Source organism: Saccharopolyspora soli (assembly GCF_022678645.1).
Lineage (GTDB): Bacteria > Actinomycetota > Actinomycetes > Mycobacteriales > Pseudonocardiaceae > Saccharopolyspora > Saccharopolyspora soli.
On record NZ_JALBWV010000003.1, the window covers coordinates 149,203 to 173,670 of the forward strand.

Consider the following 24,468-nt stretch of genomic DNA (forward strand, 5'->3'; position numbering starts at 1 on the left):
ATGACGACCACGGCTGGCCGGTTGGACGACGCCGAGTTGCAGCGGCACTTCGACGACCGGATCACCCACGACCAGCGCATCGAACCGCGGGACTGGATGCCCGAGGGCTACCGCCGGACGCTGGTCCGGCAGATCGCCCAGCACGCGCACTCCGAGATCATCGGCATGCAGCCGGAGGGCAACTGGCTGGGCCGGGCCCCGAGCCTGCGGCGCAAGGCGATCCTGCTGGCCAAGGTGCAGGACGAGGCCGGGCATGGGCTCTACCTGTACTCGGCGGCCGAAACGCTCGGCGCGGACCGCGCCGAGTTGACCGACAAGCTCATCACCCGGCAGCAGAAGTACTCGTCGATCTTCAACTACCCGACGCTGACCTTCGCCGACATCGGCGTCATCGGATGGTTGGTGGACGGGGCGGCGATCTGCAACCAGGTGCCGTTGTGCCGCAGTTCGTTCGGGCCCTACGCGCGGGCCATGGTGCGGATCTGCAAGGAGGAGTCGTTCCACCAGCGGCAGGGCTACGAGCTGCTGATGACGATGGTGCGCGGGACCGCCGAACAGCGGGAAATGGTGCAGGACGCGACGAACCGCTGGTGGTGGCCGTCGCTGATGATGTTCGGCCCGCCGGATGGCGATTCGCCCAACACCCAGCAGTCCATGGCGTGGCGGATCAAGCGGCACACCAACGACGAGCTGCGGCAGCGGTTCGTCGACATGACCGTGCCGCAGGCCGAAGCGCTCGGTGTCACGCTGCCCGACCCGGCGCTGCGCTGGAACCAGGAGCGCGAGCACTACGACTTCGGCGAGCCCGACTGGTCGGAGCTGAAGCGGGTCATCTCCGGCGACGGGCCGTGCAACGCCGAGCGGTTGGCCCGTCGGCGCGCCGCGCACGAGGAGGGCCAGTGGGTGCGCGACGCGGCCGCTGCCCACGCCGCCAAGCGGGCCGCACGCGAGGAGGTCATGCGATGAGTTCGGACAACGGTGCGGGCGCACCGCGGTCCTCGTGGCCGCTGTTCGAGGTTTTCATCCGCGGCAAGCGGGGATTGAACCACGTGCACGTGGGCTCGCTGCACGCGGCCGACGAGCGGATGGCGCTGCACAACGCGCGCAACCTCTACACCCGGCGCAACGAGGGCGTGAGCATCTGGGTGGTGCGGGCGGACGCGATCACCGCGTCCAGCCCGGACGAGAAGGACCCGTTCTTCGCACCCAGCGGCGACAAGGTGTACCGGCATCCGACGTTCTACCGCATTCCCAACGACGTTCCGCACATGTGAGGTCGGCTGATGTCGTTCGACAACGCCTACGAGGCGCTGAGCGCCGCCGAACCCGACAGCGAGTCCCGCTGGGCTTTCGGCACCGGCTTCGACGATCCGATGTCCGGTGTGGACACCGCGCTGCCGGACGGTGTGGACGGTGCCGAACTCGGCCGGTACTGCCTGATGTTGGGCGATGACGCCCTGATCGCTTCGCAGCGGCTGACCGAATGGGTCACCCGCGCGCCGGAATTGGAGGACGAACTGGCGTTGGCCAACATCGCGCTGGACCTGCTGGGCCAGGCCCGGCTGCTGCTGGCCCGCGCCGGGCAGGCCGATGGCAGTGGGCGGACCGAGGACGAGCTGGCGTACTTCCGCGACGACCGGGAGTTCCGCAACGTGCGGCTGGTCGAGCTGCCCAACGGCGACTTCGCGCACACCATCGCCCGGCTGCTGGTGTTGTCGACCTGGCGGCTCGCGTTGTTCGGCCGGTTGACCGAGTCGCGCGATCCGGTGCTGGCGGCGATCGCGGCCAAGGGCGTCAAGGAGCTGACCTACCACCGCGACTACGCAGCGCAGTGGACGGTTCGGCTCGGCGATGGCACCGAGGTCTCGCACGCGCGCATGCAGCGCGGACTCGACGAGGTGTGGCCGCTGGTCGACGAGCTCTTCGCGACGAACGAGACCGACCGGCAGGTGCTCGCAGCCGGTGTCGGCGCGGATCCGGCGCAGTTGCGGGCGGAGTTCGACGAGGTGCTGGACCAGGTCGTCGAAGCCGCGACGCTGCGGCGGCCCGAGGTGTCGGCGCTGGCCGGGGTCGCCGGGCGGACCGGCCGGGACGGCATCCACACCGAGCACTTCGGCTACTTGCTCGCCGAGTTGCAGAGCTTGGCGCGGGCACATCCGGAGGCGACATGGTGAGGAGCACCGAGCACGCACGCGCGGTCGCGGAGTCGGTCACCGACCCGGAGCTGCCGGTGTTGACGCTGGCCGACCTCGGGGTGCTGCGCGATGTCGAGATGACCCACGACGGCGTGGTGGTCGTGTCGATCACGCCCACCTACTCCGGTTGCCCGGCGATGCACGAGATGCGCACCGACCTCACCCGTCGGCTGAGTGAAGCGGGTTTCACCGACGTCGAGGTGCGCACCGTGTTGGATCCACCGTGGACCACCGACTGGATCAGTGCCGCGGGTCGGCAGAAGCTCGCCGACTACGGCATCGCACCACCAAGCGCCGCGCCGCAGCGGGCATCCGGCCCGGTGGCCTTGACGTTGACGCCGCCGCGCGCCCGAATCCGCTGCCCGCAGTGCGGTTCGCTGGACACCGAGCAGGTCTCGCGGTTCAGCTCGACCGCGTGCAAAGCGTTGTACCGGTGCCGCTCGTGCCACGAACCCTTCGAGCACATCAAGGAGATCTGACGTGGTCCGTCCCGCTCCCGTCGCCCCGGCCCCGCCGGTCCGGCGCCGTCGCACGTCGTTCCACCCGCTGCGGGTCAGCGACGTGGAGCGGCTGTGCGAGGACGCGGTGGCGGTCAGCTTCGACGTCCCGCCGGAACTCGCCGCGGAGTTCGCCTTCCGGCCGGGCCAGTCGTTGACGCTGCGCCGCCGGGTGGACGGCCGCGAGGAGCGCCGGTCGTACTCGATCTGCGCGCCGCACGGGTCCGCGCCGCGGATCGGGGTGCGATACGTGCCGGGCGGGCTGTTCTCCAGTTGGCTGGTGCGGGAGGTGCGTCCCGGCGACGAGATCGAGGTGCTGCCGCCCACCGGGAGTTTCACCCCGAATCTCGCCAAGCACGAACGCCACGTGTGCATCGCGGCTGGCTCGGGGATCACTCCGGTGTTGTCCATCGTGGCGTCGGTGCTGCGGGAGACGGATGCGACCGTGACGCTGCTGTACGGGAATCGGCGCAGCGGCACGGTGATGTTCTCCGACGAGCTCGCCGATCTGAAGGACCGCTACCCGACCCGGCTGGAACTGGTGCACGTGCTGTCGCGGGAACCGCGCGAGTCGGAGCTGTTCACCGGTCGGTTGGACGCGGCGAAGATCCGGGCGATGCTGTCCACAGTGGTCGACGCCGACGAGGTGGACCAGTGGTGGCTGTGCGGGCCGTACGGCATGGTCCGCGACGCGCAGGACGTGCTGCGGGAGGGCGGCGTGGCCAGCGAGCGGATCCACCAGGAACTGTTCTACGTCGAGGACGTGCCGCCGGAACCGGCGCGCCACGAGGAACCGGCGATCGACGGCCCCACCAGCGAGGTCACCGTGGTGCTCGACGGCCGCGTGACGTCGATGTCGCTGCCCCGGAACATCCCGGTCCTGGACGCGGCCCAACGCGTCCGGCCCGACCTGCCGTTCGCCTGCAAGGGCGGCGTCTGCGGCACCTGCCGGGCCAAGCTCACCTGCGGCGAGGTCCGCATGCGCCGCAATTTCGCCCTGGAGGAATCCGAACTCGCCGAGGGCTTCGTCCTCACCTGCCAGTCCCTCCCGACCACCGACACCATCACGGTCGACTTCGACGCCTGAGCGCTTTGGCGGGGGCGCGATTCGGGCACCTGTCCCCAGTCGGAGTTCGTGATGCGTCGATCAATCGTGTGCTGGCCCGGCGCCGCCATTTCCCATTCATCGTCAACAGACACGCTGGGTTCGTCCGTTGATCACCGACGTCGCGGTTGGCCGGGTCGTCGACGCGGTGTCGCACAGCCCGTACTGGAAGAACACCGCCATCTTCATCACCGAGGACGACGCGCAGAACGGCCCCGACCACGTCGACGCCCACCGCACGACGTCGCTCGTGGTCAGTCCGTACACGCAGACCGGCGAAGTGGACTCCACCATGTACAGCACCGTGTCGATGATGCGGACGATGGAGCTGCTTGCCGGGATCGGACCGCTCACCCAGTTCGACGCCCTGGCGACACCGATGACGGCGAGTTTCACCAGTGCGCCGAACCTGAACCCGTTTACCGCGATCACGCCGTCGCAATCGCTCGACGAGGTCAACGCCGCGAACGCCCCAATGGCCGCGGCCTCGGCGCAGATGAACTTCACCGAGGCCGACGTAGCACCCGAACAAGAGCTCAACCAGGCGATCTGGGCGAGCGTCAAACGCGCGGACATGCCGATGCCCGCGCCGAAGCACGCGGTGTCACCGGAGGTACCCGACGAAGCCGAGGAAGGTGACGGCGACCAGCCGACCGTCCGGCTAGGAGAGTAGGCGAAGGGCACTTCTCGCCACGTTGGTTGTGAGAAGTGCCCTTCACCAGCTCCGGGTGTCCACTGCGGTCAGGAGGCTTTGCGGGAGCGGCGGCCTTCGGTGCCGGTGGGTTTGCGGGTCGCTGCCGCGATCGCTTCCTCGAGTTCCGCTCGTTTCATCTTGGAGCGGCCCTTGATGTCCAGTTGCTTGGCCCGGTCGTCGAGTTCGGCCTTGCTCAGTTCGGACAGGTCCTCGGCGCGCTTTGGCTCGCGGCCCTTGCGGGCTTCGTCGACGCTGCGCCGCAGCGCCTCGGTGAGGTCGATGACGTCCGTCGGCGTCGGCGGTGCCTCCGCCGCGGCCACCTCGCCGCCGCGCGCCTTCTCGGTCAGCAGTTCCTCGACCTTCGCGGTGTAGGTGTCCTCGTACTGCTCCGGTTCCCACGGTCCGCTCATCGACTCGATGATCGTGGTGGCCATCTGCAGTTCCTTGTCCGACGGCTTCGCCTGCTCGTCGGAGTCGCCGACCAGTTCGCCAGGATCGCGGATCTCGTCGGCGAAGTACAACGTGTTCAGCGCCAGCACCTGGTGGTCCGCGCGCACCGCCGTGAGGTACTGCTTGCCGCGCAGCACGAAGGTCGCGATCCCCGCCTGGCTGGTCTCGCGCATCGCTTCGCGCAGCAGGTTGTAGGGCCGGACGTGTTCCTTGCTGTTGGGTGCCAGCCAGTAGGTCTTCTGGAAGTGCACCGGGTCGATCTCGCCGAGGTCGACGAACGTCGTGATGTCGATGGTGCGGGAGCGGCCGGGGGCGATCTCGTCGAGTTCGGACTGCTCCACGGTGACGATCCCGCCGTCGAACTCGCGACCTTTGACGATGTCTCCGTAGCCGACCTCGTCACCGGTGCGTTCGTTGACCCGCCGGTAGCGGATCCGGTCGGTGGTTCCGCGTGCGTACTGGTGGAACTGGATGGTGTGGTCCTCGGTCGCGGCGTAGAGCCCGACCGGAATGGTCACCAGACCGAAGTTGATCGAGCCGGTCCAGATCTTCCGCGGCATGGCTGCCTCCCATCGCCCGGTGTTCACCATGCGGTGGTGGGCGCAAGATCGCAGAACTCCCGCTCATCGCCGTGGCGTCGAGTTGCCTCCGGTATTTCCCGCGGCATCGGGTGCGGAAACAAGGCGGTGGGTCCCGTCGGGCAGGCGCTGCGTCGTGCCGTGGCGAGCGAGCAGTTCCAACAAGGGAACCGCAACACGACGCGAGGTGTCCAGTGCCTGGCGGGCCTGGCTGAGGGTGAACGGCTCGGGCAGCGACGCCAGGCGCGGCACCGCCAATTGCTCGGCGTCGGGCAGCAGCACCAGGCCGGGGGCCAGGCGCAGCAGCGCTCCGATGCGTGCGGCGGCGGCGAGTTCTTTGTCGCCGAGACCGAGCGCGGCGAGCTCGTCGGCGGTGGGCGCTTGGAACGGGTGGTCGATGAATCCCCGCCTGATCTCCTCGATCGCACGGCGGACCCGCTCGGGCAGCGGTGTCGGTCCGTTGCGCAGGCGACCTGCCCGCAGCGACACGCCAGCCGCCTGTGCGATTTCGGGCAGCAGCGCGGGATCGGGCAGGTCCAGGGCTCGACGTGCGGCTTCGGCGGGCATGCCGTCGTCGAGCGGATGGGTCTGGCGGTGCTGCGCCAGCAACGCCGCGAGGCGGTCGCAGAGGTCGGCTCGGTGCGCCTCGTCCAACAGCCACGGTCCAGGGCCGGGTGGCGCGGCACCCATCGCGCGCAAGTCGGCGGCCCGGACCAGGCGTCGTCGTCGTAGTTCTGCCACACCGTCGGGTTGCCCGTCCATGGTGGTCAGTTCAGCCGCTCGCGCTCGCGCGGCACCGCGCCTGGTCAACTGGGGCGGGCGCACATCGAGCACGACCAAGCCCCCGAAGATGCGCTGGCTGCCCGGATCGCGAAGCAGCGCACGGTCGCCGATGCGCAAGGGCAGCGGCGCGCGCAGCGCGAGTCGGGCGGTGTCGTGGCCGAGCGGGCGGACGCGAGTGCTGACGGCCGCTGCGCCGATGTGCAGCATCAGTTCGCGCGGCAGGTCGACGGCCCGGTGGATCCTGACATCGAGCACGTCCGTGCTCAGCCAGCGTTCCGGGGTCAGCAGCACGCTTCCGCGCCGCGCCCGGTCGAGGTCGACGCCGCGCAGGTTGACCGCCACTCGTGCGACAGCGCTGACCTGCTGTTCAGCTGATCCCAGCGCTTGCAAGCCGCGCACCGCCACTTCCGCGTCGGCGGGATGCAGGTGCAAGTGGTCGCCACTGCGGATGGTGCCTGCGGCCAGGGTTCCGGTGACGACCGTTCCGGCGCCGGAGATGGTGAACGCGCGATCGACCCAGAGCCGCACGTCGGCTTCCCGGTCCGCCTCGGGAAGTCGGTGGATGAGCTCGTCGAGTTCGTGTCGCAGTTCGCCCAAACCGGCACCCGTGCGTCCGCTGACGTGCACCACGGGGATGTCGGCCAGGCCGGTGTCCCGGAGCCGGTCATGGGCCTGTTCGCTCGCCGATCCCGGATCAGCCAGGTCGCAGCGGGTGACCGCGAGCAGCCCGTGCCGCACGCCGAGGGCGTCCAAGGCGTCGAGGTGTTCGCTGGACTGCGGCATCCAGCCCTCGTCGGCCGCGACGACGAACAGCACGGCGGGCACCGGGCCGACGCCAGCCAGCATGTTCGGCACGAACCGCTCGTGGCCGGGCACGTCGACGAACGCGGCCGTGCAGCCGTCCGGCAGCCGGGCCCATGCGAACCCGAGGTCGATGGTCAGCCCCCGGCGGCGTTCCTCCGCCCAGCGGTCCGGTTCCATCCCGGTGAGCTGGCGGATGAGCGTGGACTTGCCGTGATCCACGTGCCCGGCGGTGGCGATGACGTGCATCAGGATGCCGCCAGCACCGCGCGACGCAGGTCGTCGTCCTGTTCAGGGGGAAGTGCGGCCAGGTCCAGCACGCAGTGACCGTGTTCGACGCGGGCGAGAACCGCCGGGCGTCCACCGCGCAGCAACTCGGCGAAGCGCGCGGGCAGTGCGACGGCCGCGCTGGGCAGCGCGACACCAGGTGCGCCGCCGCCACCCACAGTCGCCTCGCTGAGCTGCGCAGACGCCGAAACACCGGCGGCGTTGAACGCCTCCGCAAGCCGTTCGGCGCGGCGCATCAGCTGCACCTGATCTTGGCGCAGTGCCAACGCGGTCGGCGTGCTCGGCCCGCGCACGGTGGCCTCCAACGCGGCGAGAGTGAGCTTGTCGACGCGCATCGCGCGAGCCAACGGGTGCCGACGCAGCCGTTGCACGATGTCGGCCGCGCCCAGCAGCAATCCCGCCTGGGGGCCGCCGAGCAGCTTGTCGCCGCTGGCGATGACCAGCTCGGCTCCATCGGCGAGCGTCGTGGTCGCGTCTGGCTCCTCCGGGAGGACCGGATGCGGCCGCAGCAGACCCGAACCGATGTCGACAACCACCGGCGCGTCGAGTTCGCGCAGCTCGGCGACCGGGACCGTTGCGGTGAAGCCGCTGATCACGAAGTTCGACGGGTGCACCTTGAGGACGAAGCCGGTATCCGGCCCCAGCGCCGCCCGGTAGTCGTCGAGCCGGGCCCGGTTGGTGGTGCCGACTTCGCGTAGTCGTGCACCGGTGGCGGTGAGCAGTTCGGGAATGCGGAAGCCGTCGCCGATCTCGATCATCTCGCCGCGCGCCAACACGATCTCGCGGCCCTGCGCGAGCGCGGTCGCGGCGAGCGCGAGGGCGGCGGCGCCGTTGTTGACCACGTGCGCCGCCTCGGCACGTGGCACGGCCGCCAGCAGCGCGGCGACGGCCGCCGCACCGCGTGGGCCGCGTCGGCCGGTGCGCAGGTCGAGTTCGACATCGGTGGTTCCGGCGGCCTGTCGCAGAGCGTCGATCGCGGCGTCGGACAGCGGAGCGCGACCGAGATTGGTGTGCAGGAGAACGCCGGTCGCGTTCAGCACCGGCCGGATGCTCGATGCTGCGTCTGGCAGCGCGGCCAGTGTCGCCGCGACGACGTCCGTCGGCTCGATCTCGCCTGCCCGAGCCCGGCCCTGCGCGGTGTGCACCGCCTGCTTGACCACCCGATGTCCCAGATGCGCCGTCGCGGCGGCCACCTCGGGTTGGGCCAGCACCCGGTCGGTGCCCGGCACTCGCTGCCGCGGGTCGGCCATGGGCCGCACTATAGGTCGGCCTCCTCGAACTGGCCGGTCAAGCGGCCAGCGGCGCTGGAACAAGCCGACTGTGACAATGATCGTTGACAAAATCGGTACGCTGCCGGGTATGGCCCGCACCCCGCGCGACTCCGGCAGGCGGCTGGACACCTCTGACGGCCTGGGGCTGGCTGTGCGGGAACACGGCGATCCGACCGCCCCGACAGTGCTCGCGGTGCACGGCTACCCCGACGACAGCGCGATCTGGGACGGCGTCGTGGCAGCGCTGTCCGAGAAGTACCGCGTGGTCACCTACGACGTGCGCGGGGCGGGGGAGTCCGACAAGCCCCCGCAGACCGAGGCTTACCAGCTGGAGCAGCTCGCCGACGATCTCGCCCGAGTCATCGACGCGGTCAGCCCGGACCGGCCGGTGCACCTGCTCGCCCACGACTGGGGTTCTGTGCAGTGCTGGCACGCGGTCTCCGAGCGGCGTTCGGCCGACCGGTTCGCCTCGTTCACCTCGATCTCCGGTCCATGCCTGGACCACGTTGGGCGGTGGATGCGCGCGAAGTTGCGCCGACCGACGCCGCGGGGCTTGCGCGAGCTGATCACGCAGGTGGTCTTCTCCAGCTACATCGGCTTCTTCCAACTTCCCGTGCTACCTGAACTCGCGTGGCGAACCGGCCTGCTGCCGAAGCTGATCACCACGCTGGAGCGGTTCGACCCGTACGCGGCGGCGAATCCGACGCGGCCCGCGCTGTCCGACGGCCTGCACGGCTTGCAGCTGTACCGGGCGAACACGCGGGCGCGCATGTCGAAGCCCGAGGAGCGGCGTACTGGAATCCCGGTCCAGGTGCTCGCGCCCAACGGTGATCCGTTCGTGTCGGCGCCGTTGCAGACCGAAATCGCGCCGTGGGTGCCGAACCTGCGGGTGCGTCGGCTGCCCGGCGGCCACTGGCTGCCGCGTACCCGACCCGAGCTCGTCGCGCGCTGCACCGCGGAACTGGTCGAGCACGTCGAAGGTGGTGCGGAGCCGCGTGCCCTGCGGCGCAGCCGGGTGCGGCCGGGGCGGCACCACTTCCAGGATCAGCTCGTGGTCGTTACCGGCGCGGGCAGCGGGATCGGGCAAGCCACGGCGCTGGGTTTCGCCGCGCAGGGTGCGCATGTGGTTGCCGCCGACATCGACGGATCCGCCGCCGAACGCACTGCCGAGAAGGCCGGTGCGAACGCTACGCCGTACTGCGTCGATGTCGCTGATCGGACGGGCATGGAGCGTTTCGCCGCGCACGTGCACGCCGAACTCGGCACCCCGGATGTGGTGGTCAACAACGCTGGGATCGGCATCGCGGGCTCCTTCGCGGGCACCTCGGTCGCCGACTGGGAGCAGGTCATCGACGTCAACCTGTGGGGCGTCATCCACGGCTGCCGGTTGTTCGCGGAGCAGATGATCGCCCGCGGCGAAGGCGGCCGGATCGTCAACGTCGCTTCGGCAGCGGCGTACCTGCCATCGCGCGTGCTTCCGGCCTACAGCACCACGAAAGCCGCGGTGCTGGCGCTCAGCCAGTGCCTGCGGGCGGAGTTGGCCGCCGACGGGATCAAGGTCATCGCGATCTGTCCGGGCCTGGTCAACACCGGCATCACGACCAGCGCCCGGTTCGTCGGTATCGCGGATGCCGAGCAGGACCGGCTTCGCCGGGCCGTAAAGCGGCTGTACCGGCGGCGGAACTTCTCGTCGCACCGCGCGGCGGCGGAGATCCTGCGCGCCGTGCAGCGGGACGCCGCGATCGCGCCGATCACGGCCGAAGCGCGGGTCGGGCTGGTGCTCTCCCGCCTGACCCCCGGCTTGCTGCGCGCCGCGGCCAAAGCCGACCTGACGCCGCACTGACAGACCCAGCCGCACCTCGATCCCTACTGGGTGAGAGTTTGCAATTTCGCGAGAAATTGCGAACCGCCCCCGCGGGAAAACCCCTCACGGCTGATGTGCCTGGTGCCGTAGGGTCGGTTGGGAGTTGATTTTCCGGGAGGGGCAATGGAACGCACCGGGCTGGTGGAGATCACGTCGCTGGACGAACTGCGCGAGGTCGTCGGCGAGCCGTTGCAGCGCGTCTTGGACAAGGAGCGGACCGCGCTGCACGACCTGGATCGCCAGTGGTTGGCGGCCTCGCCGTTCTGCCTGATCGCCACCTCCGGCGCGGACGGGTCCTGCGATGTCTCGCCCAAGGGCGATCCGGCGGGGTTCACGCTGGTGCTGGACGAGGGCACCATCGCCATTCCGGAGCGGCCGGGCAACAGACGGGCCGACGGATTTCGCAACGTACTGGCAAATCCGCACGTCGGGTTGATCTACTTCGTCCCCGGCCGGAGTGACACGTTGCGCATCAACGGCCGGGCCCGGCTGGTGCGGGAAGCGCCGTTCTTCGACCAGATGGTGGTGCGGGGCCACCGACCGGTGGTGGCCCTGGTGGTCGAGATCGAGCAGATCTTCCACCACTGCTCCAAGGCGTTCCTGCGGTCCGGGCTGTGGGACAGCGACACCTGGAACCCCGAAGCGCTGCCCTCGCGCGCCCGGATCGCCAAGAACCTGGAACGGCCCGACGAATCGCTGGCGGACCTGGAGCGCTACTACGGCCCCGAGTACGGCAAGTCCCTTTACAACGGGAATTCCTGAGCAGCGTCACGGAATCTTCGGCTACGCCGCGCGGTCGAACCGATCGGTGGCGGACTGGAACACTCCGGGCGTGATCCCGTAATAGCGGCGGAACCAGCGCGTGAGGTGGCTCTGGTCGGCGAAGCCGGATGCGAATGCGGCGTCGGCCGGGGTGCTGCCCTCGGACAGCAGGCGGCGCGCGTAGCGCAGCCGGAGCTGGCGTTGGTACTCGCTGGGGCTCAGCCCGTGCACCGCTCGGAATCCGCGTGTCAACGCGAATCTGCTGCGGCCGCAGACCTCGGCGAGTTGGTCGATGCCCAGGTCGTCGGCGAAGTGCGCGTGCAGCAGATCGCGCACCCGGCGCAAGCCGGGGTCGTCGGGACGCGCACCGGGCGCCCAGCCCGGTGGTGCGGCCCGAACCGCACAGCGTCGCACCATCGCGTCGACGGCCTGCCGCAGGGCTTCGTCCTGAGCCAATGAACTTTCCCGCTCCGCGAGTGCGGTGCACAGGCGGCCCAACGCCGTCGCCAAGACCGGATCGTGCAGGACGGGCTCGGCGAACAGCGGTGCGCCGACCGGCCGCTGCGCCGCATCGGCGAGCACGTCGCGGATCAGCTCCGGTCCGATGTGGACGATCTCGTAGGTGAACCCGCCGTCGAAGGCGGCCTGGCCGTCGTGCGGGTCGTCCGGGTTGAAGGCCATCACCATGCCCGCCGAACTGGTGCGCTGCGCACCGCGGCAGCGAAACGTCTGCGCGCCGAGTTCGGTGATGCCGAAGGAGTACGCGTCGTGGCTGTGCAGGTCGTAGGCGTGGCGTTCGAAGTGCGCGCGCATCGCCTCGACCGGGAACCGGCCGGACCGCCAGTACCGCGACCATTCGGAGCTGTCGGGCATGCCGCCATTGTCCCTCCGGCTCCGCCGGGCGGGTGCACGAGCGTTCAAGACAGGCGTTCGGCCCGGCGGTGATGATTCGGGCATGGCAACCCGGACGAAGATCGCCGTAGTCGTGCGCAAGGACCTGGCCGAGTGGCAGAAGCTCAACGTCACCGCGTTCCTGATCAGCGGTATCACCGCGGCGAACCCGGACCTCCTCGGCGCGGACTACCTCGATGCCGACGGAGTTCGCTACCTGCCGCTGCTGGGTCAACCGGTGCTCGTCTACGCCGCCTCCGCTGAGGAGATCGCGCGGGCCCACGCCCGAGCCGTTGAACGCGGCATGGCGTCGGCGGTCTACACCGAGGACATGTTCGGCACCGGGAACGACGTCGACAACCGGGCCGCCGTGGCGGCCAAGGCCACCGCGGAGCTGAACCTGGTGGGGTTCGCCGTCCACGACGCCCGCAACGCGGTGGACAAGGTCTGCAAGGGGCTCATCCTGCATCCCTGACGGCCGAGCCGACCAGGTCGGCGGCCAAGCGCTGAGCTTGCAGCACCGCGTCGGTGGGTTTCTCCTGGGGGCACGAGGTTGGGAGAAATCCGATGGTCGAGTGGCTGCGGTGGCCGGTGGTGCGCCAGCTGGCCGGGGCCGATCCGCTGGGACGCGGCTCGGCGGCCCGGTCGCCGCGCACCGATGCCCGACGGGCGCGCACCGAGGAAGCCGACTCGGTGGTCCGGTCGGTGTGCCCGTACTGCGCGGTGGGCTGCGGCCAGCGGGTGTTCGTCCAGGACGGCGCGGTCACCCAGATCGAGGGTGACCCGGATTCGCCGATCAGCCGCGGCCGGTTGTGCCCGAAGGGCTCGGCCAGCCGCGAACTGGTGACGTCACCGCTGCGGCAGACCAAGGTCCGCTACCGCCGCCCGCACGGCACCGAGTGGGAGGACCTCGACCTTGACACCGCGATGGACATGATCGCCGACCGGGTGCTGGCCACCAGGGCCGCCACCTGGCAGGACACCGACGCCGACGGCCGACCGCTGCGGCGCACGACGGGCATCGCGAGCCTCGGAGGAGCGACCCTCGACAACGAGGAGAACTACCTCATGAAGAAGCTCTACACCGCCCTCGGTGCCATCGAGGTGGAGAACCAGGCCCGCATTTGACACTCCTCCACGGTGCCCGGTCTGGGTGCCTCCTTCGGGCGCGGCGGCGCCACCACCTTCCAGCAGGACCTCGCCAACGCGGACTGCATCCTCATCCAGGGTTCGAACGCGGCCGAGGCGCACCCGGTCGGTTTCCAGTGGGTGATGGAGGCCAAGCGGCGCGGCGCCACGATCATCCACGTGGATCCGCGGTTCACCCGCACCTCGGCGCTGGCACACCGGCACGTGCCGCTGCGGGCTGGCAGCGACATCGCCTTCCTCGGCGCGCTGATCAACCACGTGCTGACCAACAACGCCTACTTCCACGACTACGTCGCGGCCTACACCAACGCGGCGATGATCGTCAGCGAGGATTTCCGCGATACCGAGGACCTGGGCGGCGTCTTCTCTGGATTCGATGCCGAAGCCGGCAGCTATGACACCACCAGCTGGCAGTACGAACGCTGCTCCCCGGTCCCGTCGGACGGCGGCCACGGTCCGGAAGTGCCCACCACCGCGCACGGACGGGAGCGCGACGCGAGCCGCCCCGAACGCACCGGATCGGGCGGCGCGGTCTATCGCGGCCGTCCCGAAACCGACCCGACGTTGCAGCACCCCCGCTGCGTCTTCCAACTCCTGAAGCGGCATTACGCCCGCTACACGCCGGAAATGGTTGAGCGGGTCTGCGGCGTGCCTCGGGAGGACTTCCAATGGGTGGCCGAAAAGCTGGTGGCGAACTCGGGCCGGGAGCGCACCACTGCCATCGCCTACGCGGTCGGCTGGACGCAGCACACCGTGGGTACCCAGTACATCCGCGCCGCGTCGATCCTGCAGTTGCTGCTGGGCAACATTGGTCGACCAGGCGGCGGAATCCTGGCTTTGCGCGGGCACGCCAGCATCCAGGGGTCGACCGACATCCCGACGCTGTTCAACCTGCTGCCCGGTTACATTCCCATGCCGCACGCGCACACCGACTTCGACCTGGATTCGTTCGTGGCCGAGGACGAGCTCGCCCGCGGCCACTGGGCGAACATCCGCGCCTACCTGATCAGCCTGCTCAAGTCCTGGTGGGGTGAGTACGCCACCGCCGACAACGACTTCTGCTTCGACCACCTGCCGCGGCTGACCGGCGACCACGGCACCTTCCAGACGGCGATCAACCAGATCGAAGGACGCGGCAAGGGCTACTTCGTCGTCGGCGAGAACCCGGCGGCGGGCACCGCCAACGCACGGCAGCAGCGGATGGGCCTGGCCAACCTGGACTGGCTGGTGGTCCGCGACCTCAACATGATCGAGACCGCCACCTTCTGGCGGGATGGCCCCGAAATCGAGACAGGGGAGATGCGCACCGAGGACATCGGCACCGAGGTGTTCTTCCTGCCAGCCGCCGCGCACACCGAGAAGGACGGCAGCTTCACCAACACCCAGCGACTGCTGCAATGGCACCACAAAGCCACCCAGCCACAAGGAGATCAGCGCAGCGACCTGTGGTTCTTCTACCACCTGGGTCGGCGCTTGCGGGAAAAGGTCCCGGCGGGGGACGTGCGCAATCGCGCGCTGCTGGAGCTGACCTGGGACTACCCCACCGAAGGTGATCTCGACGAGCCGAGCGCGGCGGCGGTGCTGCGGGAGATCAACGGCGTCGATGCCGAGGACAACCCGCTGACGACCTACACGCAGCTGCGCGCCGACGGTTCGACCCGTTGCGGCTGCTGGATCTACTGCGGTGTCTTCGCCGACGGGATCAACCAGGCGGCTCGACGACGTCCCGGACAGCAGCAGTCGTGGGTCGCGCCCGAGTGGGGCTGGGCCTGGCCCGACGATCGGCGGCTGCTCTACAACCGGGCGTCGGCGGACCCGGACGGTCGGCCCTGGAGCGAACGCAAGGCATACGTCTGGTGGGACGAGCAGCGCGGCGAGTGGACAGGTCACGACATCCCGGACTTCGACCGCGGCAAGCGCCCGGACTACCAGCCCGCACCCGACGCCACCGGCCCGGAAGGCATCGCGGGCAGCGAACCGTTCATCATGCAGACCGACGGCCGAGGCTGGCTGTACGCCCCTGCCGGACTGGTCGACGGACCGCTGCCGACGCACTACGAGCCGCAGGAATCACCGCTGGAGAACCGGATCCACGCCGCGCAGCAGCGAAACCCCGCGCGGCAGGTGCGTTCTCGACCGGAGAACCGGTACCAACCCAGCGGAGACGAGCCCGGCAGCGAGGTCTTTCCCTACGTGTTCACCACGTTCCGGCTCACCGAACACCACACCGCAGGGGGTATGAGCCGGTGGTTGGCGCACCTGTCGGAGCTGGCCCCGGCGATGTTCCTGGAGGTTTCACCAGAACTGGCCGCCGAACGCGGGCTGCGGCACCTGGCCTGGGCGACCGTGGTGACCGCCCGCAGTGCCATCGAAGGTCGGGTGCTGGTGACCGCCCGGATGCGGCCGTTGCGGTTTGGTGCGCGCACGATCCACCAGATCGGCATCCCGTGGCACTGGGGACCCAACGGCCTGACCGTCGGTGACGCGGCCAACGAACTGGTCAACGTCGCGCTGGACCCCAACGTGCACATTATGGAGACGAAGGCGGGCAGCTGCGACATCCAGCCGGGGCGCCGCCCGCGCGGTCCCGCGCTGGTCCGCTACGTCGAGGAGTACCGCAGGCGCGCGGGCATCACCGAAGACACCGGCGTGGAGCACGCCGACGATCCACGACGGGGAGGGGAGTGAGGGGTTCGTGACCCAGAACCGGTTGAGCGGCCCGCTGGCGGACCCGGCGGCCGAGGCGGGGTATCCGAGTGATCACCCCGAGCGCGTCGGATTCTTCACCGACACCAGCGTGTGCATCGGCTGCAAGGCATGCGAAGTCGCGTGCAAGCAGTGGAATCTGCTGCCCGAGGACGGCCTCGACCTCACCGGGATGTCCTACGACAACACCGGTGCGCTCGGCGCGACGAGCTGGCGGCACGTGGCGTTCGTCGAACAGTCGAGCTCCACTGTGGACCTCGGCATGCCCGGCATGGGCGGGGATCAGGTGCGGTGGTTGATGTCCTCGGACGTCTGCAAGCACTGCACCCATGCGGCTTGCCTGGACGTGTGCCCGACCGGTGCGCTGATCCGCACCGAGTACGGCACCGTGCTGGTCCAGGACGACGTGTGCAACGGGTGCGGTTATTGCGTGCCCGCCTGTCCGTACGGGGTGATCGATATTCGACCCGACACCGGCGGCGCCGCCAAGTGCACGCTGTGCCAGGATCGGTTGGGGGCCGGGTTGATGCCTGCTTGCGCGACGGCGTGCCCGACGGAGTCCATCCAGTACGGTCCGCTCGACGAACTCCGCGACCGCGCCGAACTGCGCGTCGCCGAATTGCACGAGCAGGGCGTCACCGGTGCTCGGTTGTACGGTCACGATCCGGCCGACGGGGTCGGCGGCGATGGCGCGTTCTTCCTTTTGCTGGACGAACCCGAGGTCTACGGGCTACCGCCGGATCCGGTCGTTACGACGCGCGATCTACCGTCGATGTGGCGGCACGCGGCGGGCGCGGCGCTGACCGCGGCTGCGGTGATCGCCGGGTGCTTCCTCGGGGGCAAGCGGTGAAGCGCGGCGATCGGTTGATCGTGCCGGAGGCGGAGTTCCGGTCTTACTACGGGCGGCCGGTGCTAAAGCAGCCGGTGTGGAAGGTGCCGGACGTGCCCGCGTACCTCTACCTCGGCGGCATGGCCGGAGCGTCGTCGACGATGGCACTGTGCGCGGATCTCACCGGGCGTCGGGAGTTGGCCCGCGCCGGTCGGTGGGCCGCAGCGGTGGGGGCGACAGTCAGTGTCGTGGCGCTGGTCCACGATCTCGCCCGCCCGGCACGGTTCCTGAACATGTTGCGGGTGCTGAAACCGACCTCGCCGCTGAGTATCGGTTCCTGGATTTTGACGCCGTTCTCAGCGCTTTCCAGCGCGGGCGTGGCCAGCGAACTCACCGGCTGGCTGCCGACGCTCGGCCGGGCGGCCAGCACCACCGCTGGGGTGATCGCCCCGGCGATGACGACCTACACCGCCGTGCTGTTGGCCGACACTGCGGTGCCGGGCTGGCACGAAGCCCACCGCGAACTGCCGTTCCTGTTCGCCGGGAGCGCCGTGTCGAGTGCTGGGGCAGTGGGAATGCTCGCCGCGCCGCGCGAATCCGCTCCGGCCCGGCGGATGGCCATCGCCGGTGCGGCGCTGGAGTTGGCGGCAGGTCAGCGCATGCACCGGCGGATCGGTCTGGTCGGCGAGGCCTACCGGCAGGGCCGCGCGGGCGCTGTGTTGCGCACCGCCCGCGCACTGGCGTGCGTCGGCGCGGGCGCGGCGCTGTTGGCCGGACGCAGTCGCGGCGCGGAAGTCGTCTCGGGACTGTGCCTGAGCGCTGCGGCCGTCGCGACGCGGTACGGGATCTTCGAGGCCGGACGCGCGTCGGCCCGCGATCCCCGCTACACCGTGGTGCCCCAGCACAACGGCCTGACCAGCTGATCTGACCAAATCCAGGAGACTATGCATCCGATATATACATCGTGTGTATAGTGGCGCCTATGTCGATCAGTCTCACCATGTTGGGGCTGCTGGAAAGTGGCCCCAGCTATGGATATGACTTGAAACGGGCGTACGACGCCAGCTTCGGGCACGCGAAATCGCTCGCGTACGGGCAGGTCTACGCGACGCTGTCCAGGCTGCTGCGGGACGAACTGGTCAAAGTACACGGTGTCGAGTCCGGTGAGGGACCCGAGCGCAAGCGCTACTCGATCACCGACGCCGGCAAGCAACGAGTCGAGAAATGGCTGTCCACGCCGGAGAAGCCCGTCGCCGACCTGCACAACACCCTCTACGCCAAGGTCGTGCTCGCCGTTCGCTCGGGTCGCAACGCCACGGATGTTCTCGACCGGCAGCGCGCCGCCCACCTGGCTCGCATGCGCGAACTGACCCGCCGCAAGGCCGAGGCCGAACCCGGCGAGCAGTTGGTGCACGACTACGCCCTCTTCCACCTGGAGGCGGACCTGCGGTGGCTCGAACTCGCCGTCACCCGCCTCGAACCGCTGTCCCAGGAGGTTCCCCAGTGACCGAACCACTGCTCACCGGTGCCGATCTGCACCTCTCGTTCGGCCCGACGCCAGCGCTGCGCGGTGCGGCGCTGTCGGTCGAGGCGGGTGAGATGGTCGCGGTGATGGGCGCCTCCGGCTCCGGTAAATCGACCCTGCTGCACTGCCTGGCCGGGATCCGGCTACCGCAGTCCGGGCAGGTCCACTACCGCGGGACGGAGCTCACCCGGCTCTCGGACGAACGGCGCAGTGCCTTGCGGCGCACCGGTTTCGGCTTCGTCTTCCAGTTTGGACAGTTGGTGCCGGAGCTGACCGTGCGGGAGAACGTCGCGCTCCCGCTGCGGCTGTCCGGGGTGCCACGCCGCGAAGCCGAGAAGAAGGCGGTGGCCTGGCTGGAAGAATTGGGAATCGCGGACGTGGCAGGTTCGCGGCCGGGTGACATCTCGGGTGGGCAGGGCCAGCGGGCGGCATTGGCCAGAGCGCTGGTGGCCGAACCGGCGGTGGTCTTCGCCGACGAGCCGACCGGCGCGCTGGACTCCACCGGCGGCGAACAGGTGATGAACCTGCTGACGCGGGCCGCGCGGGAGTCGGGTGCGGCGGTCGTGCTGGTGACCCACGAAGCGCGGGTCGCCGCGTACGCCGACCGCGAGGTCGTGCTCCGCGACGGCCGCACCCAGCTCGCCGAGGTGGCTCGATGACGACTGCGCGGGATTGGTTGCGGAACCTGGTCTTCGGACTCCGGCTGGCGATCAGCGGCCCGAAGCCCTGGGGGCGGCTGGCGGTCACCGCCGTCGGCATCGGACTCGGCGTTGCGCTGCTGTTGGCGGCGGCAGCGATACCGAACGCCTACGAAGCGCGAATGGCGCGCGATCAAGCCAGAACCGGAAGCACGGACGGTGCCGACGCGTCGGCTGGGGTGCTCGTCGCGGAGACATGGGAGGAGTACCTGGGCCAGAGCATCACGGGGATTCTGGTGCAGGACCGACGGCCGGACGCGCCGGTGGCGCCTGGTCTGACCCGCAATCCCGGACCGGGCCAGATGGTGGTTTCCCCCGCGTTGCGGCAACTGCTCGAAAATCCCGGCGGCGGGTTGCTGCGACCGCGGTTGCCCGACCAGATCGTTGGCATCGTCGGCGAAGAGGGCCTGGTCAGTCCAAACGAGCTGTTCTACTACGTCGGAACTGACTCGCTGTCGCCCCAGGGCGACACCGTTCGGGGCGTGATCGACCACTTCGGCGAGGGCCAGGTGCGCGACCCGATGTCAACGTTCCCGACCGACGCGTGGTTCGTCCTGGCGTTGGGGCTCGCGGCGCTGCTGGTACCGGTCGTGGTCTACGTCGCGGCGACCGCCAGACTGGCTGAGACCGCACGACAACGCCGCCTGGCCGCGTTGCGTCTGGTCGGTGCGAGCGGCGAGCAGGTCCGCCGGATGGCGGCGGGGGAATCGCTGGCGGGAGCAATGCTCGGCGTCGCGCTGGGCTGGGCGTTGTTCCTCGTCGCACGGACCGTGGTGAGCAACCTGACCGTTGGCGATGTCGCCGTCTTCCAATTCGACGTCCAGCCCGTCTGGTGGCTCGCGGCGCTCGTCACGTTGGGCATTCCGGCCGTCGCGGTGCTGGTCACGATCGCTTCCTTGCGGCACACGATCACCGAGCCGCTGGAAGTGGCCCGTCGGACGGTCGCGCAGCCGCGACGACTCGGCTGGCGTCTGGTGCCGTTGGTGCTCGGCGCGCTCGGGCTGCTGTTGATCGGTGTGGACGGTGCCGGGCGTTCGACCGAGCTGCCGATGTTCGTCGCCTCGGTCGTGCTGATGCTCATCGCGATCCCGGTGCTGCTGCCGTGGTGCGTTGAGCGCGCGGTCGCCCGGTTGCGGGGTGGTTCGACGGCTTGGCAGCTGGCGGTTCGGCGGCTGCAGTTGGCCAGCGGCCCAGCCGCGCGGTCGGTCAGCGCGATCGCAGTGGTCGTCACCGGGGTGATCGGACTGCAGACGGTGGTGTCGACCGTCGAGAGCGACGTAACTACCCGGACCGGGCCGGTGGGGCAGCCGCAGCAGTGGGGAGACGCGTCGATCAGCGGTGCGCTGCCAGCGAGTGCCACCGTACTCCAGCAGGCAGAACGTGAGCTGCGGGCGTTGCCCGGCCTCACCGACGTGCGGCGCGTGATTATCGCCGATTCCGATTACCAGTACGGCCAGCAGGTCGGGTCGGTGATCATCGGGGACTGCGCTGAACTGGCGCGCCTCGTACCTGTGCCGGACTGCCGCGACGGCGACGCGTTCGTGCCGCAGTCGACCGAAGGACCGGTGCGTCCCGGTGAAATGGTCCGGTTCACGGATCCCTACTACGACAGCAATACCCGTCCCATGACCGACGGTGTGAGCTGGCAGGTTCCGGGACAACTGCGTCAGGTGGGGCCTGTGGACATGGTCAACTACCAGAGCGCGGGGCTGCTGCTGACCCCTGCGGCGGCCACCGGCATCCCGGACAGCGTCCGCAAAGTCACCGTGGAGCTCAAGATCGCCCCGGCGGCCTCGCCGGATCTGCTCGAACACGTCCGCAACATCGCAGCGGCGTACCTGCCTGATTCAGGCGTGTCGTACCCAGCTGACCTGGAGTCGGTAGCGGCGTCCCAAGCGCGGCCGTGGTTGGCTGCCGTCCGGGCGGCGTTGCTGGCTGGCGCGCTGCTCACGTTCGCGCTGATCGGCTGCAGCATGTTCGTATCGGCGGCCGAACAGATCCAGGAAAGGCGTCGGCCGCTAGCAGTGCTCGGCGCGGTCGGCGTGCGCCGCCGAACCCTGTGGTGGTCGCTGCTGTTGCAGAACGCGGTCCCGATGCTGGTCGCCACTGCGCTCGCCGCGGTCGTCGGTGTACTCCTCGGCGTGCTGGCCGCAGTGGCGACCGACGCCGCAGAACGGCTGGTGTTCGACATCCCCGGCATGCTCGGCCTGTTCGTCTTCGCCGCGGCTGCGGTGCTCGTCATGACCGCGCTGACGCTCCCGGCACTGGGCCGCGCCACCAACCCAACCGGCCTGCGCACCGAGTAGACGGCGTGTGGTGGGCACTCGGTTGACTGGGTGCCCACCACGCCGTTAGTTGTAGCTGTTGTTTCAGTTATGAACGAAATTAGTCTGCACCGAGCAGTCGAAGCCAGGTGGGGGTGCGGACTGCCGGATTGGCGGTTAGGTTAGCCTTCGTTAAAGCGTTGATCGTTTCGCTGCGCTGACGAGTGCTGATCCGGAGTTTCACCGCATGACGATCTTGACCCCGCCGCGGCCCGACCTGGTCGCCGAATCTTCGCCGTTCCGGCTGTTCCGGATCGAGGTCGCCGAGGTGCGGCGGGTGAGCCGACACCTGGTCCGGATCACCTTCACCGGCCCCGAGTTGTCGGCGATGACCAGCGGCGGGCTCGATCAGCGGGTCAAGATGATCTTCCCGCTGTCCGGCCAACTGGAACCGGTGGTGCCTTCCGGCGCCCGGCCGTACCAAGCGCTGCGAGCGCTACCGCCGGAGATCCGGCCGAAGCTGCGCAGCTACACGGTGCGTGCGCACCGGCCCGAACTAGGCGAGTTCGACGTCGATTTCGTGCTGCACGGCGACACCGGACCGGCTTCGGCGTTCGCCGGGCGGGCCAAGCCGGGGGATCGGCTCGTCGTGTACGCGCCCAACGCCGAATGCCCGGCTGATCCGCAGCGCAGCGGCGTGGAGTTCCGCATGGATGCACTGCGGGACAGGGCGCTGCTCGTCGGCGACGAGACCGCACTGCCCGCGATCAGCGGCATCCTGGCGGCGCTGCCGATGGGCGTGCGGGCCCAGGTGTACGTCGAGATCCCGGCTGCGGCCGACGCGCAACACCTCGCCAGCGCGGCGAAGGTGGAGGTGCATTGGCTGCCCCGAAGCGATCGGCGCCCCGGCGCCGCGTTGTTGTCGGCCGTTCGCGCGGCCTCGCTGTCCGGCGGCGAGTGGTACGCCTGGCTCGCCGGTGAGACCGGCATGGTCACTTCGGTGCGCCGCCACCTGCTCGACGAGCGTGGGTTCGACCGGGATGCCGTGACGTTCATGGGCTATTGGCGCTACGGCAAATCCGAGGACGAACCGAAGGACTGATCAAGGCCGCGGACATCGTTTCCGCGCTCTCTGTCGCGTCCGCCAGGGGACTGATCGAGTCCATTTGAATACGCTCCGCAACCACACTAAAGAGTGAGACGTGGCCCATGTCTCACTCTGCGTGATCGACTTTGGCGACCGACTGATTCGTTGATCAAGATTTGAGCTGGGAAAATAGGGTAATCGCGGCGATCTTGCCGATGTTTCTGTGACGATGGCCACTCGCTCACAGTTTGGTCTCCGGATTTCCGCTACGTAGCGTGGCCCCCCGTCGGCACCCCCGAGCCGACGAAGGCAAGACCGGAAACCCGCTTCGCCGAACCCTGCCCCGCGGGCTTTCCGACCCCCGACACGCACATCAGGGCAGGGGCCTGACGACCACCGGTGAGTCCGACGTCCCGGCCGCGACCGATCGGCCGCGTCGATCGCCGCCCCAGCGTCAGCGCAGGTGTTGCTGGAGACGAAGAACATGGCTAGCTCCCGAGGCAAGCACCGCAAGAACGCCACCAGCCGCAACGTCGCGCGGGTGGCCCTGGCTGGCGCGGTGGTCGCCGCGCCGTTCGCCCTGGCCCTGCCCGCCAACGCCGCGTCGGAGTCCACTTGGGACGCTGTCGCCAAGTGCGAGAGCGGTGGAAACTGGCAGATCAGCACCGGCAACGGCTACTACGGCGGCCTGCAGTTCAGCCAGTCCACCTGGTCCGCATACGGCGGCACGGACTACGCCTCGAACGCCGCGAAGGCCAGCCGCGAGCAGCAGATCGCGGTTGCCGAGCGGGTCCTGCAGGCGCAGGGCCCAGGTGCCTGGCCGGTGTGCTCCAAGAAGGCGGGCCTGACGGCTGGCGGCGGTGTGCAGCACCAGGACGTCTCGTCGGGTGGTGCCAAGCAGGCCACCCCGAAGACCGAGACCAAGACCGAAACCAAGAAGACCGTTTCGGTCGAGGGCGCCTACACCGTGCAGGCCGGTGAGACGCTGAGCTCCATCGGCGCGAAGGTCGGCGTGAGCTGGCAGTCGATCTTCGAGAAGAACCGCGACGTCGTCCGCGACGCCAACCTGATCTTCCCGGGTCAGCAGTTGACCGTGAAGTGACCCGCTCGGTCCACGAGACCGGGCGATACGCAAGGGACCCCGCCTGCCTCTCTCCGGCGGGGTCCCTTGCATTTCTCGGCCGAGTGCGGGCGCACAACTTCTCGCGAAATTGCAGCGGCTACGCCGAGGGAGCCTGGCTTTCTCCGTGGCAGTGTTGGTCGTCGGCTGAAAGTGGTTGCGCCGCTTGCCTGACTCGTCTTGAGCTTCGCGCCAATCCGCGTGTCGTTACTTCAGCTTGCGGCGGCGCAGATCGCTGCGGATGTCCCAGGCGGTCCAGCTGATGCCCCCGAGGGCGAGGCTGGTCATCAGGATCAGCACCAGAGCTTCGGTCACGGCGAGCTCCCTTCGGGTGGTGCGGTACCGATCGGGATTGGTTCTGAGCCTAGTGACGGACCCAGTGATCGCCGTGCGTATTGCGCGATTCAACCCAATTGGACGAAGTCCATGAATCGGCGTGACGTCTTGACAGTGCTGAAATGCGTGCGCAGACGCCAAATCGGCGCACTGTTCGAATCAGCACCGACGCTTCTTCTTCTCCGCTGCGCTCACGTTCCGTGTCATCGACTCAGCGTCGAGGGTGAATGGCTCTCGGTGGGGTGATTCGTCGGCATGTTGGGGCCGGGCTCGGTACGGGCTGCCGGGGATCATGGCCGTGATCGGGTTCCGGCCGTTTCCCAGTGCCGAGAACGATCCGAAACCGCAGAAAGGGGGCACCACGATGTCCTCCGGCCAGCACTCCGCATTGGTCGAGCTGTCCTCCTTGCACGGCTGGGTGGGACCTGCGGCGATCGTCGCCGGTGTCCTGCTGTTGATCGTCGCGCTGTTTCGCCGAACCCGCGCCACACTGGCGAAGAAGCGACGGGCGACGCGACCAAGTGCGGCCGAGTGGTGGTGATGCGCCGCCCCGAGCTGAGCTGAGCGCGCCGTGT

At 69.2% G+C, this 24,468-nt stretch carries 22 protein-coding genes; 18 read left to right on the plus strand and 4 right to left on the minus strand.

Annotated elements, in window-relative coordinates; genetic code table 11:
* The 6 genes from paaA (at position 1) to MOQ72_RS03575 (ending at position 4,470) form a co-directional block, all read left to right on the plus strand.
* Entirely contained in the window at positions 1-966 is a 966-nt protein-coding gene (gene paaA / locus MOQ72_RS03550; protein ID WP_242180601.1) for a 1,2-phenylacetyl-CoA epoxidase subunit PaaA, read from the plus strand.
* Positions 963-1,274 carry a 1,2-phenylacetyl-CoA epoxidase subunit PaaB gene (gene paaB / locus MOQ72_RS03555; RefSeq protein ID WP_242180508.1) on the plus strand — a complete coding sequence of 104 codons (312 nt, stop codon included), beginning with the start codon at positions 963-965 and terminating at the stop codon, positions 1,272-1,274. Before paaA ends, paaB begins: the two co-directional genes overlap by 4 nt.
* 9 nt (positions 1,275-1,283) lie before the next feature.
* Positions 1,284-2,174 carry a 1,2-phenylacetyl-CoA epoxidase subunit PaaC gene (gene paaC, locus MOQ72_RS03560; RefSeq protein WP_242180509.1) on the plus strand — a complete coding sequence of 297 codons (891 nt, stop codon included), beginning with the start codon at positions 1,284-1,286 and terminating at the stop codon, positions 2,172-2,174.
* Positions 2,168-2,674, plus strand: a complete 507-nt coding sequence (gene paaD / locus MOQ72_RS03565) for a 1,2-phenylacetyl-CoA epoxidase subunit PaaD (RefSeq protein ID WP_242180510.1) — start codon at positions 2,168-2,170, stop codon at positions 2,672-2,674. Before paaC ends, paaD begins: the two co-directional genes overlap by 7 nt.
* A gap of 1 nt (position 2,675) precedes the next feature.
* Complete coding sequence (paaE, locus tag MOQ72_RS03570; protein WP_242180511.1) at positions 2,676-3,779, plus strand: 1,2-phenylacetyl-CoA epoxidase subunit PaaE; 1,104 nt, start codon at positions 2,676-2,678, stop codon at positions 3,777-3,779.
* Between the two features lie 127 nt (positions 3,780-3,906).
* Positions 3,907-4,470, plus strand: a complete 564-nt coding sequence (locus MOQ72_RS03575; RefSeq protein ID WP_242180512.1) for an alkaline phosphatase family protein — start codon at positions 3,907-3,909, stop codon at positions 4,468-4,470.
* 68 nt (positions 4,471-4,538) lie between these two features.
* Here the strand turns inward: MOQ72_RS03575 and ku are convergent, their stop codons facing one another.
* The 3 genes from ku to selA all read right to left on the minus strand — a co-directional run bounded on the left by ku (position 4,539) and on the right by selA (position 8,641).
* Positions 4,539-5,501: a non-homologous end joining protein Ku gene (gene ku, locus MOQ72_RS03580; RefSeq protein WP_242180513.1), complete on the minus strand. Its 963-nt coding sequence runs from the start codon at positions 5,499-5,501 to the stop codon at positions 4,539-4,541.
* A 63-nt stretch (positions 5,502-5,564) separates the two neighbouring features.
* Positions 5,565-7,352 carry a selenocysteine-specific translation elongation factor gene (gene selB / locus MOQ72_RS03585; protein WP_242180514.1) on the minus strand — a complete coding sequence of 596 codons (1,788 nt, stop codon included), beginning with the start codon at positions 7,350-7,352 and terminating at the stop codon, positions 5,565-5,567.
* Positions 7,352-8,641 carry an L-seryl-tRNA(Sec) selenium transferase gene (gene selA, locus MOQ72_RS03590; protein WP_242180515.1) on the minus strand — a complete coding sequence of 430 codons (1,290 nt, stop codon included), beginning with the start codon at positions 8,639-8,641 and terminating at the stop codon, positions 7,352-7,354. Before selA ends, selB begins: the two co-directional genes overlap by 1 nt.
* A 109-nt stretch (positions 8,642-8,750) precedes the next feature.
* On the opposite strand from selA, the gene MOQ72_RS03595 reads away from it, so the two are divergent.
* Together MOQ72_RS03595 and MOQ72_RS03600 are read left to right on the plus strand one after the other, a co-directional pair.
* Positions 8,751-10,505, plus strand: coding sequence for an SDR family oxidoreductase (locus MOQ72_RS03595; protein ID WP_242180516.1), 1,755 nt, complete (start codon positions 8,751-8,753; stop codon positions 10,503-10,505).
* A 144-nt stretch (positions 10,506-10,649) separates the two neighbouring features.
* The gene (locus tag MOQ72_RS03600; RefSeq protein ID WP_242180517.1) at positions 10,650-11,288 is read left to right on the plus strand and encodes a pyridoxamine 5'-phosphate oxidase family protein; all 639 of its coding nucleotides are present in this window, start codon (positions 10,650-10,652) and stop codon (positions 11,286-11,288) included.
* Positions 11,289-11,309: 21 nt separating this feature from the next.
* On the opposite strand, the gene MOQ72_RS03605 is transcribed toward MOQ72_RS03600, so the two are convergent.
* Entirely contained in the window at positions 11,310-12,161 is an 852-nt protein-coding gene (locus MOQ72_RS03605; protein WP_242180518.1) for an AraC family transcriptional regulator, read from the minus strand.
* A gap of 82 nt (positions 12,162-12,243) precedes the next feature.
* Here MOQ72_RS03605 and MOQ72_RS03610 point away from each other — a divergent pair, with 82 nt between their 5' ends.
* From MOQ72_RS03610 to MOQ72_RS03655, 10 genes are all read left to right on the plus strand, one after another.
* Entirely contained in the window at positions 12,244-12,654 is a 411-nt protein-coding gene (locus MOQ72_RS03610; protein WP_242180519.1) for a DUF2000 domain-containing protein, read from the plus strand.
* Positions 12,655-12,746: 92 nt separating this feature from the next.
* Entirely contained in the window at positions 12,747-16,016 is a 3,270-nt protein-coding gene (gene fdh / locus MOQ72_RS03615; RefSeq protein WP_242180520.1) for a formate dehydrogenase, read from the plus strand.
* Positions 16,017-16,023: 7 nt separating this feature from the next.
* Positions 16,024-16,884, plus strand: a complete 861-nt coding sequence (locus tag MOQ72_RS03620) for a 4Fe-4S dicluster domain-containing protein (RefSeq protein WP_242180521.1) — start codon at positions 16,024-16,026, stop codon at positions 16,882-16,884.
* Positions 16,881-17,786, plus strand: a complete 906-nt coding sequence (nrfD, locus tag MOQ72_RS03625; RefSeq protein WP_242180522.1) for an NrfD/PsrC family molybdoenzyme membrane anchor subunit — start codon at positions 16,881-16,883, stop codon at positions 17,784-17,786. Before MOQ72_RS03620 ends, nrfD begins: the two co-directional genes overlap by 4 nt.
* A gap of 59 nt (positions 17,787-17,845) precedes the next feature.
* Complete coding sequence (locus MOQ72_RS03630) at positions 17,846-18,370, plus strand: PadR family transcriptional regulator (protein WP_242180523.1); 525 nt, start codon at positions 17,846-17,848, stop codon at positions 18,368-18,370.
* Entirely contained in the window at positions 18,367-19,047 is a 681-nt protein-coding gene (locus MOQ72_RS03635; protein WP_242180524.1) for an ABC transporter ATP-binding protein, read from the plus strand. The genes MOQ72_RS03630 and MOQ72_RS03635 overlap by 4 nt, the downstream gene beginning before the upstream one ends.
* A complete protein-coding gene (locus MOQ72_RS03640) occupies positions 19,044-21,392 on the plus strand; it encodes an ABC transporter permease (RefSeq protein WP_242180525.1) in 2,349 nt (782 codons plus the stop codon). The genes MOQ72_RS03635 and MOQ72_RS03640 overlap by 4 nt, the downstream gene beginning before the upstream one ends.
* 205 nt (positions 21,393-21,597) lie before the next feature.
* Complete coding sequence (locus MOQ72_RS03645; protein WP_242180526.1) at positions 21,598-22,452, plus strand: siderophore-interacting protein; 855 nt, start codon at positions 21,598-21,600, stop codon at positions 22,450-22,452.
* Positions 22,453-22,921: 469 nt separating this feature from the next.
* Positions 22,922-23,539 (plus strand): LysM peptidoglycan-binding domain-containing protein, encoded by a 618-nt coding sequence (locus MOQ72_RS03650; RefSeq protein WP_242180527.1) that lies wholly within the window; start codon positions 22,922-22,924, stop codon positions 23,537-23,539.
* A 718-nt stretch (positions 23,540-24,257) separates the two neighbouring features.
* Positions 24,258-24,434: a hypothetical protein gene (locus MOQ72_RS03655; RefSeq protein ID WP_242180528.1), complete on the plus strand. Its 177-nt coding sequence runs from the start codon at positions 24,258-24,260 to the stop codon at positions 24,432-24,434.
* Positions 24,435-24,468: the final 34 nt, after the last annotated feature.

Bases quoted from the DNA above. Each gene is read 5' to 3' on its own strand.
- MOQ72_RS03655 (WP_242180528.1), top strand. From the start codon at position 24,258: ATGTCCTCCGGCCAGCACTCCGCATTGGTCGAGCTGTCCTCCTTGCAC.
- MOQ72_RS03610 (WP_242180519.1), top strand. From the start codon at position 12,244: ATGGCAACCCGGACGAAGATCGCCGTAGTCGTGCGCAAGGACCTGGCC.
- selA (WP_242180515.1), bottom strand. From the start codon at position 8,641: ATGGCCGACCCGCGGCAGCGAGTGCCGGGCACCGACCGGGTGCTGGCC.
- MOQ72_RS03605 (WP_242180518.1), bottom strand. From the start codon at position 12,161: ATGCCCGACAGCTCCGAATGGTCGCGGTACTGGCGGTCCGGCCGGTTC.
- paaB (WP_242180508.1), top strand. From the start codon at position 963: ATGAGTTCGGACAACGGTGCGGGCGCACCGCGGTCCTCGTGGCCGCTG.
- MOQ72_RS03630 (WP_242180523.1), top strand. From the start codon at position 17,846: ATGTCGATCAGTCTCACCATGTTGGGGCTGCTGGAAAGTGGCCCCAGC.
- MOQ72_RS03595 (WP_242180516.1), top strand. From the start codon at position 8,751: ATGGCCCGCACCCCGCGCGACTCCGGCAGGCGGCTGGACACCTCTGAC.
- MOQ72_RS03600 (WP_242180517.1), top strand. From the start codon at position 10,650: ATGGAACGCACCGGGCTGGTGGAGATCACGTCGCTGGACGAACTGCGC.
- selB (WP_242180514.1), bottom strand. From the start codon at position 7,352: ATGCACGTCATCGCCACCGCCGGGCACGTGGATCACGGCAAGTCCACG.
- MOQ72_RS03650 (WP_242180527.1), top strand. From the start codon at position 22,922: ATGGCTAGCTCCCGAGGCAAGCACCGCAAGAACGCCACCAGCCGCAAC.
- ku (WP_242180513.1), bottom strand. From the start codon at position 5,501: ATGCCGCGGAAGATCTGGACCGGCTCGATCAACTTCGGTCTGGTGACC.
- MOQ72_RS03640 (WP_242180525.1), top strand. From the start codon at position 19,044: ATGACGACTGCGCGGGATTGGTTGCGGAACCTGGTCTTCGGACTCCGG.
- paaA (WP_242180601.1), top strand. From the start codon at position 1: ATGACGACCACGGCTGGCCGGTTGGACGACGCCGAGTTGCAGCGGCAC.
- MOQ72_RS03645 (WP_242180526.1), top strand. From the start codon at position 21,598: ATGACGATCTTGACCCCGCCGCGGCCCGACCTGGTCGCCGAATCTTCG.
- paaD (WP_242180510.1), top strand. From the start codon at position 2,168: ATGGTGAGGAGCACCGAGCACGCACGCGCGGTCGCGGAGTCGGTCACC.
- paaC (WP_242180509.1), top strand. From the start codon at position 1,284: ATGTCGTTCGACAACGCCTACGAGGCGCTGAGCGCCGCCGAACCCGAC.